Source organism: Chryseobacterium foetidum (assembly GCF_025457425.1).
Classification (GTDB): Bacteria; Bacteroidota; Bacteroidia; order Flavobacteriales; family Weeksellaceae; genus Chryseobacterium; species Chryseobacterium foetidum.
The window spans coordinates 2747860-2763132 of record NZ_JAMXIA010000001.1 but is presented as its reverse complement, the minus strand read 5'-3'; the positions used below and the strand labels follow the sequence as shown (position 1 = coordinate 2763132).

The following is a 15273-nucleotide window of genomic DNA, read 5'->3' as shown; positions in this document are numbered from 1 at the left end:
ATAAAGCTTAATAGCTAACAGCATAGAATATGAGCGAAGAGGTTAAAAAATTCAAAATAACGATAGACGGACAGACTGCTGAAGTTTTGCCTGGTACTTCTATTTTGGAAGCTGCAAGACAAATCGGTGGAAAATCTGTTCCTCCGGCAATGTGCTACTACAGCAAACTGGAAACCAGTGGAGGAAGATGCAGAACTTGTTTGGTGGAAGTTTCCAAAGGTTCAGAAGCAGATCCGCGTCCTATGCCGAAATTGGTAGCAAGCTGCAGAACCAATGTGATGGACGGAATGGAAGTGAAAAACCTTTCTTCTGAAAAAGCTCAGGAAGGTAGAAAAGCCGTTACTGAATTCTTGTTGGTGAATCACCCATTAGATTGCCCGGTCTGTGACCAGGCTGGAGAATGTCATCTTCAGGATTTGGGTTACGAGCACGGAAATCTTGAAACCAGAACTGAATTCGAAAGAAATACTTATGATGCAGACGATTTAGGTCCGAACATCAAATTAAATATGAACCGTTGTATCTTGTGTGCAAGATGCGTTTTGGCGGCCAATCAACTGACAGGAAACCGTGATCATGGAATTTTATTCAGAGGAGATCACGCTGAAATTTCTACTTATTTAAACAAAGCTTTAGATAATGATTTCATCGGAAACGTAATCGACGTTTGCCCGGTTGGAGCATTAACTGACAGAACAGCACGTTTTGCAAGCAGAGTTTGGTTTACAAAACCTATGAACGCTTCTTGTAAATGTGATAAATGTTCAGGAAAAGCTACGGTTTACATGAAAGGTGACGAAATTGTAAGAGTAACTGCAAGAAAAGACCAGTGGGGTGAAGTTGAAGAATTTATCTGCGATACTTGCCGTTTCGAAAGAAAATCACTTTCAGATTGGAACATAGAAGGACCAAGACATATCGACAGACACTCAGTGATTTCACTAAACCATTACGAGAAGCCTAAAGACGAATTAAGAGTTTTAGACAATCCGATGGCGAAGGAAATCAGCGAAAAAGACGAAAAATAATGAGGCTGGAAGTTTGAAGCTGGATGATGGAAGTTTTTTAACTGTTTAAAAACAAAAGCATCTTTCAAATTCAAACATTTAGATTTAAAAAAATAAAATTTGATTATATGATGATAAGCTCTGCGACGAATTGCAAAACTTCCAGCATCCAGCTTCCATCTTCAAACAATAAAAAAAATGGATTTAATTACATTTAAATTAATACTTGTACTTGCACTTTTCCTGCTTTCATTAACGATTGCAGCCTACTCTACATGGGCAGAAAGAAAAGTGGCAGCCATTATGCAGGACAGAATCGGGCCAAACAGATCCGGACCATTCGGTTTGCTGCAGCCTCTTGCGGATGGTGGTAAATTTTTCTTTAAAGAAGATTTTACACCTGCCAATGCTGAAAAGTTTCTTTTCGTAGTGGGACCTGCGTTGGTGATGTTCATTTCATTGATTACCGGAGCGGTTATTCCCTGGGGAAAAACGTTGAACATTGGTGATGTTTCTTACGATCTTCAGGTTGCTAACATTGATGTTGGGGTACTTTTCATCATCGGTATGGCTTCCATTGGAGTTTACGGAATTATGATCGGAGGTTGGGCTTCAAATAACAAGTATTCACTTTTAGGTGCAATCCGTGCTTCTTCGCAGATGATTTCTTATGAATTGGCAATGGGTCTTGCATTACTTTCTATCATTATGATGACAGGAAGTTTAGATTTAAAGGTAATTACCGAAAATCAGACTGAAGGCAAACTTTGGGGAATTATCCCTATTGGTTCCGGAATGAACTGGAATATTTTCTACCAACCTTTAGCTTTCTTAATTTTCTTTGTAGCAGCTTTGGCAGAAACCAACCGTCACCCTTTTGATTTACCTGAATGTGAATCTGAATTGGTAACTGGGTATACAACCGAATATTCTTCAATGAAACTGGGTTTATACATGTTCGGTGAATACGTGAATATGTTTATTTCTAATGCTTTCATGGTGGTTCTTTTCTTTGGAGGTTACAACTATCCGGGAATCGAGTGGGTAACTCAAAACTGGGGAGAAAACGCCGCAGGGATTTTAAGCATCGTAGCCTTTTTAACGAAAACAGTAATCGGAATTTTGATCTTCATGTGGATCAGATGGACGTTGCCAAGATTCAGATATGATCAATTGATGCACTTAGGATGGAAAACTTTAATTCCATTAGCATTGGTAAACTTAATGATTACAGGAGCGGTGATTTTAGCTTTTCAATAATTTGAGATTTGATGTTTGAGATTTGAAATTGTTTCGTAAAACAGATTTTCACTATCTTAAACAAATAAATTTCAAATAGAATGGCAACGATTAGCAATTTTGAAGATTTAGAAATATGGCAAAGTTCAAGAAGTCTTTGTAAGTTGATTCAAAAAGAATGTTTATTGAATCCGAAATTTTTAAATCACGATAAAAATCAAATTGACAGAGCTTCAGCATCTATAATGGATAATATTGCTGAAGGTTTTGAAAGAGAAGGAAATAAAGAGTTTATAAATTTTCTAACCATGTCAAAAGGTTCAGCAGGCGAAGTTCGTTCGCAGTTGATTAGAGCTTTCGACAGAAATTATTTAGAAGAAGAGACATTCAGCTTTTTAAAAGAGCAAACAATATCTTTATCTAAAAAACTTTCAGGATTTATAAATTATTTAAAGAGTACCGAACATAACGGGAATAAATTTAAAAGATAAAGTTAATAATTAAAGGTTTGAGAATTATGATTATGAAAATTCTGTTCAGAATTAAATTTCAAATCTCAAACTTCAAATTTCAAATCATATAATGAAATTAACCAACAGATCAAAAGTTGTTTCGAATAAAGAGATGACCCTTGCTGAAAAAATCTACCTTCCGGCGATTTTCAAAGGAATGGGGATTACTCTTAAACATGCTGTGAGAACCGTTGTAAAGCGTGCTCCGAATGTTTATTCTTATCCGGAAGTACAGAAACCGAGAGCAGATATCTGGAGAGGTCAGCACGTTTTGAAGAGAGACGAGGAAGGCAGAGAAAGATGTACAGCCTGTGGTTTATGTGCCGTGGCTTGTCCTGCTGAAGCAATTACAATGACTGCTGCTGAGAGAACAAGAGAAGAAAAAGATCTTTACAGAGAAGAAAAGTATGCATCAGTATATGAAATCAATATGTTGAGATGTATTTTCTGCGGTATGTGCGAAGAGGCTTGTCCGAAATCTGCAATTTATCTTACAGACCGTTTGGTGGATGTAGAAACCAACAGAGGTTCTTTCATCTACGGTAAAGATAAATTGGTGGAAAAAATAAATGAAAGGATTGATATTACTGAAAGACAGTCCGAGAAACAAAAAAATGCGGTAAAATAATGGATCAGTTTTTATTTTTCTTGGTGGCGTTTTTAGCAGTGGCAAGTGCGGTTTATTTCGTGTTTGCGAAAAATCCTTTATATGCTATTCTGTCATTAATTGTTACAATGTTTTCCATCGCCGGAATGTACGTTCTTTTGAATGCACAGTTTCTGGCAATTATCCAGATCATCGTTTACGCCGGTGCGATCATGGTTTTGTTCCTTTATATACTAATGATGCTTAATCTTAATAAAGAAGACGAAAGTAAGAAGTCAGGTACTTTAAAATTCATCGGAGTTTTTACTGCAGGTTTGCTTTTGATCGGTATTTTAGGTGTTTTCAGAGGAATCGATCAGAAACACGTGGTTGTTGCCAATGTAGATAAAGGTGTTGGTCTTACAAAAAATCTGGGAAGACTTTTATTTAACGAATATGTTTTGCCGTTTGAGCTTGCATCCATCCTTATTTTGGCTGGTATTGTAGGTGCGGTGTTAATCGGTAAAAAAGATTTATAAAATTATGGGAGAAGTAAATACATTTATGCAAAGCATTCCCTTAGAGTACTTCATTATTCTTTCGTCTGTATTGTTCAGCTTAGGAGTTTTGGGCGTATTGGTAAGAAAAAATGCGATTGTGATGTTGGGTTGTGTAGAGCTTATGCTAAATTCTGTAAACCTTTTACTGGCTGCATTTTCAGCGTATAACGGAAACAGCGACGGACAGCTTTTGGTATTCTTTATCATGGTGGTAGCTGCTGCCGAAGTTGCGGTGGGTCTTGCAATTATCGCGATGCTTTACCGAAACACCCGTTCTGTAGATGTAAGTATATTTAATAAATTAAGAGGATAAAGAATGGAAAATTTAGTGTATGCGATAATACTTTTACCTCTTTTAGGGTTTCTCATCAACGGACTTTTCGGGAAAAACCTTCCTAAAACAGTTGTTGGTTCTTTGGCTACAGCAATGGTTTTCGGATCTTTTGCCATTGCCGTTTATTTATTTTTAAATTTCGATTCTGAAAGCCAGCCACAGGTTTTTACAGCTTTTGAATGGTTCAGAGTAAATGGAATTCAAATCAATTTCGGTTTCCTTATCGATCAGCTTTCTTTGATGATGGTGATGATCATTACAGGAATCGGATCTCTGATTCACCTCTACTCTATCGGATATATGAGTCATGATAAAGGTTTCTATAAGTTTTTTACTTATTTAAATCTCTTCATCTTCTCCATGTTACTTTTGGTAATGGGAAGCAACTACCTCATCCTTTTCATCGGATGGGAAGGTGTAGGACTTTGTTCATATCTGTTGATCGGATTCTGGTACACCAACGAAGAATATGGTAAAGCAGCAAGAAAAGCTTTTATCATGAACAGAATCGGTGACCTTGCTTTATTAATTGGAATCTTTATGATTGCATCGCAGACCAACGCGATCGATTATCTTTCTATAAAACAAAATGCCGGACAGTTTGAACTGGACGGAACAATCATCATCTTTATCACAGCAAGTTTATTCATTGGAGCGACAGGTAAATCTGCTCAGGTTCCTTTGTACACTTGGTTGCCTGATGCGATGGCAGGTCCGACGCCGGTTTCTGCTTTGATTCACGCAGCGACGATGGTAACGGCAGGTATTTACTTGGTGGTAAGATCAAACTTCTTATTCACACTAGCGCCAACCGTTCAGGGTGGAATTCTATTCATCGGATTCTTAACCGCAGCGTTGGCTGGTTTCTATGCATTGAGACAAAACGACATCAAAAAAGTATTGGCATATTCTACAGTTTCACAGCTTGGTTTTATGTTTATTGCTTTAGGTCTTGGAGCTTATACAACAGCGATGTTCCACGTAATGACACATGCTTTCTTTAAAGCTTTGATGTTCCTTGGAGCAGGTTCTGTAATTCACGCAATGAGCAACGAGCAGGATATGCGTTTCATGGGAGGTTTAAAAAAATACATTCCAATTACCCACTTTACATTCCTTATCGGAACATTGGCCATCTCAGGATTTCCATTACTTTCAGGGATGATTTCTAAAGACGAAATTTTGGTTGCAGCTTTTGCTAAAAATCCAATGTATTGGGTATTATTATTCATTTTGGCAGCAACAACCGCAGCATATATGTTCAGACTTTATTATCTGACTTTCCACGGAGAGTTCAGAGGTACTGAAGAACAGAAACATCATTTACATGAGAGTCCGTCTACGATGACTTTACCGTTGATCGTTCTGGCAATATTCTCAGTTTTGGGTGGTTTAATCAATCTCCCTCACTTTATCGGTCACGGTCATTATGCAAAATTAATGGAATGGCTGAAACCTGTGCTTACAGAAGAAAGCTACAAACAAATGGAAGCGACCTTGTCAGGAGTTCCTTTCGGTACAGAAATGATTCTTCTGGGAGCGACAGTTGTAATGTTCTTCACGGTTTGGTTTATCGTTAAAAACATTTATGTCAACAAAAAGAAACAGGCTTTGCCGGAAGAACAGTATACCGGATGGGAAAAGCTTTCAGCGAGAAAATTATATGTTGACGAACTTTACAATGCTCTAATTGTAAAAACAGTCGAAGGATTGGGACGTGGCGGAAAAATGTTTGATAAAAACGTTTTAGATAAAGCCGTAGATTTCGTAGGCGAAGGTGCTGAAGACAGCGGAAGATCTATGAAGCGCATCCAGAACGGAAATGTAGAAACCTACATTCTCATCATGTCTTTAGCTGTGGGAATTATATTGATTGTTAACTTTATATTACAATAATGTCTTATTTACTATTAACATTATTACTTTTACCTCTTGTAGGTTCGGGAATAGTCTTTACGTGGAAAAATGCTTCCAGCAAATATGTAGCATTGGCGATTGCCCTTGTACAAATGCTTCTAACTTTCTACGTGGCTGCGGATTTCGATTTTGCGCCTACCGTAGACAGCGTGTTGCAGTACGAAATCAATTATCCTTGGTCTCAGTTTATCAAAAGTACGCTGCATTTCGGGATTGACGGGATGAGTTTGCTTCTTTTGTTGCTTACCAATATTTTGATGCCGATCATCATTCTTTCATCTTTTAATGAAAATGTAAGCTACAGAAATACTTTCTATGGTTTAATTTTACTGATGCAGTTTGGTCTTATCGGAGTTTTTACTTCTTTAGACGGATTGTTATTCTATATTTTCTGGGAAGTTACTTTGATTCCGATCTGGTTTATCGCTGCTCTTTGGGGTCAGGAAAACAAGAGATTTGAATTCACAACGAAATTCTTCGTATATACTTTCGTAGGATCTTTATTTATGCTTGCAGGATTGATCTATGTCGGAATTCACTCTGCTTCATTTGCACTTACAGATTTATACAATGCCAATTTGGGAGACACGCAGCAGGTAGTTGTTTTCTGGATGATTTTCTTTGCTTTTGCAGTGAAACTTCCTGTTTTCCCTTTCCACACTTGGCAACCAGATACATATACCTACTCTCCTACTCAGGGATCGATGCTTTTATCAGGTATCATGCTGAAAATGGCGATCTACGGAGTTCTTCGTTATTTATTACCGATAACACCATCTGCTATTTTAGGAATTAGCGGACAGATTGTTATTATTTTAGCGATTGTAGGAATTGTACACGGTGCTTTGATTGCTATTATTCAGACGGATATGAAAAGAATCATTGCTTATTCATCATTCTCTCACGTAGGTTTGATGGTAGCGGGAATCTTTGCTTCAGCTGTTGTTACTTTAAGAGGAACTTTCAATGTCGAAGGTGCTGAAGGAGCTTTGGTACAGACTTTTGCTCACGGTATCAACGTTGTCGGACTTTTCTACTGTTGTGATATTTTATACAAAAGATTCAAATCAAGAGACATCAGACAAATGGGTGGACTGGCGAAAGTTGCTCCTAAGTTTGCGGTTCTTTTCCTGATCATTATTTTAGGTTCAATGGGGGTTCCGTTGACGAATGGTTTTATCGGAGAATTTATTTTGATTAAATCGATTTTCAGTTTTAATGTTTTGGCAACAGTTATTGCCGGACTTACTGTTATTCTTTGTGCTGTTTATCTTTTAAGATTCTACGGGAAAGCAATGTTCGGGAAAGGTGACGACGCTGTTTTAAGTACGGCGAGAGATCTTTCGGCAGTAGAGTTTTCAGTATTGGCTAGTATCGCTGTATTTGTAATCGTGATGGGAATTTTCCCTCAGCCAATTATCGATATGGTAGGCAGTTCCGTACAGTTTATTTACAAATCTTTGGTTTCGTAAGAAAAAGGTTTAGTGATATAAATTTTAATTAAATAATTTAAAAAATAAGAGAACAGAAAAATTTAGATAAGACTAATTTCAAATCTCAAATTTTAAATCTCAAATCCATACTATGAGTGTTTTAATAATTGTTTTCCTCACGGCTGTTGCAGCACTGTTTTCAGGAGTTTTTGAAAAAGGAAAATTGGCAAGATACATCGGTATTCTGGGGCTTATGATCGCTTTGGTAGTAAGCTTTTTCCCACAGGCAGAATTTCTGAATCAGTACAAAGCCATGTACAACTACAGCGACAACGCGGCATTGTTTACCAAAATATCTTTGGTGACCACATTATTGCTGTTTTTCCTAGGCGGTTTTGCATTCAGCAATCACAGAAGCCACCAGTCTGAACTCTATGCACTGATGCTTTTTGCTTTGTGCGGTGGGATTACCATTTTTGGATTCCAGAATTTAGTGACATTATTTATCGGGATTGAAATCTTATCTATTCCGTTATACGTAATGGCAGGGGCAAACAAAACAGATTTAAGATCAAACGAAGCTTCAATAAAATATTTCCTGATGGGAGCATTTGCCACAGGTTTCCTTCTATTCGGTATCGCTTTCATCTACGGGAGCACCGGAAGTTTTGATCTTATGAATATTCAGGATTTCAGTATTGCGCATCCTGGCAACATCATGTTTACCATTGGTGTGATTATGATTCTTTGTGCGATGTCTTTCAAAGTAGCTTTGGCACCTTTCCACATGTGGAGTCCTGACGTATATTATGGATCACCCTCTTTGATCACCGCTTTTATGGCAAGTGTGGTTAAGATTTCAGGATTCTTTGCATTATTCAAAATGATGAGCATCGGTTTCGTAGGTGTTACTGAGCAGTGGATTGATATTTTAGGAGTTTTTGTTATCATCACTTTGCTTTTGGCAAACGTAATGGGACTCGCACAAACCAATGCCAAGAGAATGTTGGCTTACTCTTCCGTTTCCCATGCAGGTTACATCGGTCTGATTTTCTTCGGAATGAATGCCATGTCTTCATACACGTTGGCTTTCTACTTATTTGCTTATTCATTGGCGACAGTAGGCGTTTTCATGTGCCTTATTTATGTTGAAAAAATCAAGAGAGAAGCATCTTACGAAGCGTTCAAAGGTTTGGCAAAATCTGAGCCTTTATTAGCAGTAGTAACTGCTATCTCTTTGCTTTCAATGGCAGGTATTCCTTTAACTGCAGGTTTCATGGGTAAATTCTCATTGTTTGCACAGGCCTTAGGAAATGATGATAATGTAGGAATTGTATTGGTAGCCGTTTTAGGTTCAGCGATTTCAATTGCTTATTATTTAAGATTAATTATTGCCATGTTCTTCTTCAAAGAAACAACATTTAAAACAGCAGAAAAAGCTACTATCACGTACAACATCGTAGCAGTTTTTGTAATTGCATCCCTCGTTGTCTTTGGTGTTTTCCCTGATTTGTTTGCAAAAGTTTTTGCATTCGCAGGATAAGAAATTAAATTTAAAATATACACTAACCTTTCAAATTATTTTGGAAGGTTTTTTTGTGCGGAAGAAATTTTAATCTCACTTGTCGTAGAACTACTACAAAATATTATATCAAAACTTCTTAGCTTTATGTAAATAAAAACACAGACACAAATGACAACCCAGGATTTTATTTTGCACAAAGTTCGTCTCACTGACACTTTGGCTTCACTTGCGAAAAGAATTAATATTTCTGCAATCAACCTGAAAAATTTTCATAATCAAAACTGTGAAAACTTGTCTAAACTTTGGGTTAACAATCTTATGGGAATTGAGTTTATTTTAATTCCAACCCATTTTTCTACAAAAGAAGAATTGGAAGTTCAACAAAGAAAAATGTTGCCTCCCGAAAATTATTTTCCTGCTTTTCATTCAAAGCGATATATTGCGGAAGAAAGTTTTGAGCAACCAGGAAAAGAAGATTTAAAACTCAGTTACCATGTTAACCTAAAGATTCAGGAAGAAAATAGTATTTCAATTGTCGAAACTACCCTATCGAACTTTTTAAAAAACCAAAATATTTCTGATGACAAAGTATCTTCGCTGTCACTGGAATGTATGAAAAGTATTTATCCTGTTTCACTTCAACTAGCAGAAAACGGAACTATTAAATCCTGTTCTGATCATCAACATATTGTCAAAAAATTCAAAACTAAGAGAAATGAAATTGAGGACTTCTATATTGGAGAATTGTCGACAGCTTATCTTGATTTATTTGAAAAAAACATTTCTGATGAAGATTATTTTCTGCAAAAACTAAAATCTTGTTTTCTATATCACATTTTATTTCCAAACTTGAAATGGTTTAGCAAAACATCTTCGTGGAAGGAGAGATTATCTATCCAAATCAACTCATTTCCCTTAGAATTTACTTTCAAAACTGAAAATTTCTATGAGATACCAGACTTTGTTGAAACAGCAGTCACCGGCATCATCTCAGATCCCTGCAGTTTGCGTGAACTTTTAAAAGGATTTAGAATTGAAGATGAAAATCCTGAAGATTTCATTCATGCAGAAATTCAGATAAAATATTTTACAGATAAAATAACAAAGCAACTTGATGAAGCAAGAACTTCCTTAAATATATGGCATCAAAATGATTTATTTCAAAAACACACATTACATTTAACAAAACTACAAGATGAAGGCCTACCAAACACCACTGAACGATAGCTTTGCCAGTATTGCAAAAAAAATTTAGTATTAAAGATGAAAATTTTCTCAGAACATTTCATAACCTGAACTGTCCGGAAAATGAAATCATCATCGAAGAAATCCCGACAGGAACGACTGTTTTAATTCCTGAAGATCCTCAGTTTTTAATAGAAGAAAATGACTATAAGGATGAAAATGATTGCATGAATGAGGATGATGAACATGATAAAGAAACCGATGACAAAACTGAAGCTGAAAATCGTACAGAAACCGAAAATTGGGAGAAGAAAAGGCGAAGCAGATGTAAAGCAATTAGAATTTTATGTTACGGTAGAATATTATGCTAGAAAGAAACACGCTACAAAGAATATTCACGTCAACAATCCTCTTCCTCTTATTAATGGAGAGGTAAGAGATTCCCCTGCGGAAGCTATCCCGAAAGCTAAAGACTCTCCAGCAGAACAGAAACCTCCGAGCATGAAAGAGGAAAAAGGAATTGGAGATATTGCTGTAGATAAAGCAAAAGAGCTGTGGGATTGGTTGGAAGCAAAAGGAACCATTATAAAAGAACAACTTCCTACTGTGCAACAGCCGGAGGGAAAATCGCCGGCGGTGGTGAAAGAGACGACAGTGGAAAAGAAAGAGGAAAATTGTGAATGTTACTGTGGTGAAAAAGAAATATCTCCAGAAGAACTTAAGGAAATGATTGTAGCAATGAGAAAAGCAACATTTGATGATGCCGGTGAAAATTTCTACAAATGGAATAAGGACAATCTGTTCACCGCAGGTCATGAACAATTTGTTGATAAATCATATTCAAAATTTGCAGAAGTTCTTAATAAAACCTTTAATAAATACGATATATCATCTTGTATCAGAAAAATACATTTTCTTGCACAATGCTATCATGAAACTGGTGGTTTTATGAGGAGTGTAGAAGGTAATTCCAAGGATAAACTTTGGTATGATCCCTACAGAGGAAGAGGATTTATACATCTAACATTATCAGGAAATTATAAGAAATTTGAAGAAGATTCGGGTTATAATGTTATTACTAATCCAAAAATTGTTTCAACTGATATTGAAGCTGCAGCAAAATCTAGCGGATGGTATTGGAAATACAATGATATGGGAAATATCAATCCATTTGCAGATAAGGATAGTATTTTTGATACATCCCGACTCGTTAATAAGCCTAATGCTACAAAGCCTTCCTCAATTAATGGTTATAATCAAAGAGTAAATGCGGTAAATGCATTAAAAACAATATTCAAATATCCTCAATCATGTTGTAACTTAGGAAAAAAAGAAGAAGCTAAAGAGAATACCGCCTGCTCAAGTGGTTTAAGCGAATGTATCTGCCTCGACACATTTGCTATTGAAGATGGATTTATAAAAAGCTCTAGGATAACAAAAAATCGTGTGGGTGTCCTTGAGCAAGCAAACTTCCGGGATCCAAAATCAAGTATCCAAAAAATAATATTGCACAGAACAGCGGGAGGTACAACGGATGCTTGTATAAATGCTTTTAAAAGTGGTAGAAGAAATAAAAGGGGAGGCATAGATCACTATGGAACACATTTTATCGTTGGAAAGGATGGAACGATTACACAAACAGCCAATCTCTCAAAAGTAACATGGCATTGTGCTGGTTGGAATTCTAAATCTGTCGGAATAGAAGTTGTAGGCTTTGCAATTGATAGAAATGGAAAACCAACATTAGGTTTAAGGGGTCAAAATCCTGTTACCGGATGGGAAGAATTAACAGAGCCGCAAGCAAAATCTGTAGCCTGCCTTGTAAAAGCTTTGTTAAAATATTATAATTTAGATAACAGCAAAATAGATTGCCACGAACATTTAGCTCCCAAACAAAGTGGAGAAGGACAGGTTGTCTTCAATGCTATTAAAGACTATTTATAACTTACTATGAAAAATACATTTATACATCTCACAATATTATTTTTATTTATTTTATCATGTAAAGGACAAGATAAAGATGTAAAAGTAAATGATAAACAAGAAATTGAAATATATTTGGCAAATTGTCAAAATGAATATTCAACGGGTGAGAAAGTATCTGGGAGAGATAAAAATTGGTCTCTTACAAAAAAAGATATTGATGAGATAATGAAGTTGTCCTCGGAAATTACAGAAAACGAATGGCATTTTTCATATCCTGCTACACCTTGTAATATTGAAATTAAGAATTTTTCTTACAAAGGAAAAAAATATAATGTACAAATTAATGGCGGTTCTTACCTCTCTCTCTCTTTAATGGAAAAGAAACCATTATTTTGGGCTGTGATTTACCGAATTGCAATAAATATTTTTTAAAATCAAAAGAAAATATGACGGAAGAAGATTCCTCATTTTCTCAAAACAATGCAAACGTGCTTACAAGAGCAAAAAATTATGAGATAGATTTTAATAAAGATGATACTAAGGATGTTTTACTTGTAGAAAAAAATGAAGCAGGTTATAGATTAGATGCCAAAATAGATGATAAGACGTTCTTCAGTAAAATTTTTGAATGTGATTTTATTGCGATAGAAACCAATACAAAAAACAATCAAACATTTAATTTGGTTTTAGAATATGCAGACCAATATCAAAAACCTTTTAGAAAAATAGTAATTCCTGTATTCTATAAAAATAAGGTTTTATTCATTGAAAAAATTTTTATAGCAACTTTGGGAGTAACCGCAAAAACTGGTAATGAAGAATGGTTACAAAAAGAAATTAAGTTAAAAACAGATTTAAAAAATTTAAATCTTGATGAAATCATTCGAAATTAATCTTTAGGTAGTGATATTAAGTTGTTAACAGTGGCAAAAAAAAAATCAAATACAGAGATTAGTGAAAAAACATTTAGTATTTATAAGTACATTCATTCTTTTTCTAGCTTCTTGTCAAAAAGAAGCCACGAGTACACAAAAAAATAATCAAAAAGATCACACTTCTATGGATAACGAAATTACAACACTAAAAAAACAGTTGGAGAAAGGTGTAAAAGCAACGATTGGCGATGCGGTAGATTATCAAATAGAATATTCCGATGATGATCTTAAAATTGAAGAACAACTTTTAACAGAAATTTTAAAAAAACATGGATTTAAAAGTCTGAATAATGAAGAATTCAAAATAAAAATAAAATCAATATTCACACGCGAAATAGATTATTCCTCAAATAAGGAATTTATCTATATTAATAATTTTAGTAAATGTTCACGAGATCCTATTTATTTTAAAAATAATGTAATTGATTTCGATGGTAACTTTATATTTAAACACAATAAATTTATAGCACCGCTGCTCGCTATTCCTGAATTGATAGATTACGAAAAAAAATATCCCGCAATAATAGATTATGAAAAAATGCTTTCTACAGAATATTTAAACAAAAGTGGTGACAAAATAAAAATAAAAAAGTGGAGAAATGAAAGTAAATTAATGCAACAACGTAATCTAACAATTCAAACAACTGTTGCTAGAAACAAATACTTGTTTAATGACAGTAAGGCAGATTTTACTTGGTTGAAATTTAATGACAAACCCTTTTTAGAATCTTTGGTTAAAATTCACGGCTACTATAATGACGAAGATTTAAATAAGTTTGTTTTAGAAAAAAACAGTTCGAACTTAGATGAATTGGGTAAAGTTCTTTGGATAGAAAAATGTGATGGAAAATTCAATATAAATCAGAAACTATTTGACGTAATTTCTAAGTCATCCGAAGAAGACAAAACAAAATATTTGAATGCAATATCCGAGTACTTATCAAAAAAGGTAAACAGTAATAGTTCAGATTTTGATAATAAATTTTCGAATAAAGCTGAAGTACTTGGAAAAATAGCCTATTTCTGTACCAAAGTTGTTTCAAAAAAAAATAGAGACTACGATTTTTTCAGTATTCTTGGAAGTGATGATGGTGGTAAAAAATATGAAGAAGAATTCAAAAAAAATAATTTTTACGGTATTTCTGATTTTAAACAATTTTGGGATGACACAAAAACAGGTGGAATCACTTATCCAGGAATGGAATAAATATTTACATAGAGTTGTGTAGAAACATAGTATTATCGAAAAAAATATAAATGATAAATCAAATTTTACAAGTTTATCCCAATCAAAAATTCTCCCTATCTTTAAACCCAATAAATATTAAATCAAAAAAAATGAAATCACTTGTTCTTACGTTGATGATGATTCTTTCTTTAGGAACATTATCAGCACAAACCACCGAAGGTCAGCTTACCTACAAAATGGAATTTTCCAGCGATAATCCTCAGATGGCAGCAGCTATTCCGATGATGCAGGGATCTACAATGCAGCTTTATTTTATGAAAGACAAATCTGCAGCAGATGTTACGATGGGCAGCTTTATGAAAATGAAAAGTGTGATGGATACCAAGGCAGATAAAGGTATTGTTCTGGTAGAAGTAATGGGACAGAAAATTGCCAACAACATCGAATCTATTTCTAAAAAGAAAGTAGATAAAGATAAAATCGGAAAGCCGGTTGCAACTTCTGAAACGAAAAAAATTCTGGGTTTCAACTGTAAAAAGTATGTGATCAAAGATCCTGAAGGAAAAGGTGACGACTCAGTATTGTGGGTTACAACCGATATTAAAACAACTTTAGCTGGTCAGGAGCAGTTTTCAAACGGAATCGAAGGTGTTCCATTAGAATTTTCTACAATGCAGCAGGGAATGAATGTTCGTTTTGAAGCAACTAATTTCGACAAAACTGTATCGCCTGCAATTTTCAACCTTACTATTCCTGAAGGTTACAAGGTAATGACTGAAGAAGAAATGGCACAGATGGGAGGTTAATCAAATCTTCGTAAAAACAATATCAAAATACAATCTTCGGGTTGTATTTTTTTTGTCTTACTTTTAAATTTAAACCTTTCAATCAGGCAAAAATTTTCATTAATTTTCCTACCTTTAAC

The 15273-nt window shown here is 35.0% G+C and carries 16 protein-coding genes; all 16 read left to right on the top strand.

The genetic code is table 11. From position 1 onward, the window contains the following. Positions 1-29: 29 nt before the first annotated feature. The 16 genes from NG809_RS12905 to NG809_RS12830 all read left to right on the top strand — a co-directional run bounded on the left by NG809_RS12905 (position 30) and on the right by NG809_RS12830 (position 15154). Positions 30-1028, top strand: coding sequence for a 2Fe-2S iron-sulfur cluster-binding protein (locus NG809_RS12905; RefSeq protein ID WP_262151258.1), 999 nt, complete (start codon positions 30-32; stop codon positions 1026-1028). A 177-nt stretch (positions 1029-1205) separates the two neighbouring features. Beyond that, a complete protein-coding gene (gene nuoH, locus NG809_RS12900) occupies positions 1206-2267 on the top strand; it encodes an NADH-quinone oxidoreductase subunit NuoH (RefSeq protein WP_262151256.1) in 1062 nt (353 codons plus the stop codon). 80 nt (positions 2268-2347) lie between these two features. Continuing rightward, on the top strand, positions 2348-2737 hold the full coding sequence (locus NG809_RS12895; RefSeq protein WP_262151254.1) for a four helix bundle protein: 390 nt from the start codon (positions 2348-2350) through the stop codon (positions 2735-2737). A 91-nt stretch (positions 2738-2828) separates the two neighbouring features. Then, on the top strand, positions 2829-3386 hold the full coding sequence (locus NG809_RS12890) for a NuoI/complex I 23 kDa subunit family protein (RefSeq protein WP_056034942.1): 558 nt from the start codon (positions 2829-2831) through the stop codon (positions 3384-3386). Next, on the top strand, positions 3386-3883 hold the full coding sequence (locus NG809_RS12885) for an NADH-quinone oxidoreductase subunit J family protein (protein WP_262151250.1): 498 nt from the start codon (positions 3386-3388) through the stop codon (positions 3881-3883). Before NG809_RS12890 ends, NG809_RS12885 begins: the two co-directional genes overlap by 1 nt. Positions 3884-3887: 4 nt before the next feature. Then, positions 3888-4217: an NADH-quinone oxidoreductase subunit NuoK gene (gene nuoK, locus NG809_RS12880; protein WP_056034936.1), complete on the top strand. Its 330-nt coding sequence runs from the start codon at positions 3888-3890 to the stop codon at positions 4215-4217. Positions 4218-4220: 3 nt separating this feature from the next. Beyond that, positions 4221-6134 carry an NADH-quinone oxidoreductase subunit L gene (nuoL, locus tag NG809_RS12875; RefSeq protein ID WP_262151247.1) on the top strand — a complete coding sequence of 638 codons (1914 nt, stop codon included), beginning with the start codon at positions 4221-4223 and terminating at the stop codon, positions 6132-6134. After that, positions 6134-7627, top strand: coding sequence for a complex I subunit 4 family protein (locus tag NG809_RS12870; protein WP_262151245.1), 1494 nt, complete (start codon positions 6134-6136; stop codon positions 7625-7627). Before nuoL ends, NG809_RS12870 begins: the two co-directional genes overlap by 1 nt. A 112-nt stretch (positions 7628-7739) precedes the next feature. Further along, positions 7740-9131 carry an NADH-quinone oxidoreductase subunit N gene (locus NG809_RS12865; RefSeq protein ID WP_262151243.1) on the top strand — a complete coding sequence of 464 codons (1392 nt, stop codon included), beginning with the start codon at positions 7740-7742 and terminating at the stop codon, positions 9129-9131. A 273-nt stretch (positions 9132-9404) separates the two neighbouring features. Then, complete coding sequence (locus NG809_RS12860; protein ID WP_262151241.1) at positions 9405-10340, top strand: hypothetical protein; 936 nt, start codon at positions 9405-9407, stop codon at positions 10338-10340. Between the two features lie 11 nt (positions 10341-10351). Next, complete coding sequence (locus NG809_RS12855; RefSeq protein ID WP_262151239.1) at positions 10352-10669, top strand: hypothetical protein; 318 nt, start codon at positions 10352-10354, stop codon at positions 10667-10669. After that, positions 10560-12242, top strand: coding sequence for an N-acetylmuramoyl-L-alanine amidase (locus tag NG809_RS12850; protein WP_262151237.1), 1683 nt, complete (start codon positions 10560-10562; stop codon positions 12240-12242). The genes NG809_RS12855 and NG809_RS12850 overlap by 110 nt, the downstream gene beginning before the upstream one ends. 6 nt (positions 12243-12248) lie before the next feature. Further along, positions 12249-12656: a hypothetical protein gene (locus tag NG809_RS12845; RefSeq protein ID WP_262151234.1), complete on the top strand. Its 408-nt coding sequence runs from the start codon at positions 12249-12251 to the stop codon at positions 12654-12656. A 14-nt stretch (positions 12657-12670) separates the two neighbouring features. Continuing rightward, positions 12671-13117 (top strand): hypothetical protein, encoded by a 447-nt coding sequence (locus NG809_RS12840; RefSeq protein WP_262151232.1) that lies wholly within the window; start codon positions 12671-12673, stop codon positions 13115-13117. 61 nt (positions 13118-13178) lie between these two features. After that, positions 13179-14366: a hypothetical protein gene (locus tag NG809_RS12835; RefSeq protein ID WP_262151231.1), complete on the top strand. Its 1188-nt coding sequence runs from the start codon at positions 13179-13181 to the stop codon at positions 14364-14366. A gap of 131 nt (positions 14367-14497) precedes the next feature. Further along, a complete protein-coding gene (locus NG809_RS12830) occupies positions 14498-15154 on the top strand; it encodes a DUF4412 domain-containing protein (protein WP_262151229.1) in 657 nt (218 codons plus the stop codon). Positions 15155-15273: the final 119 nt, after the last annotated feature.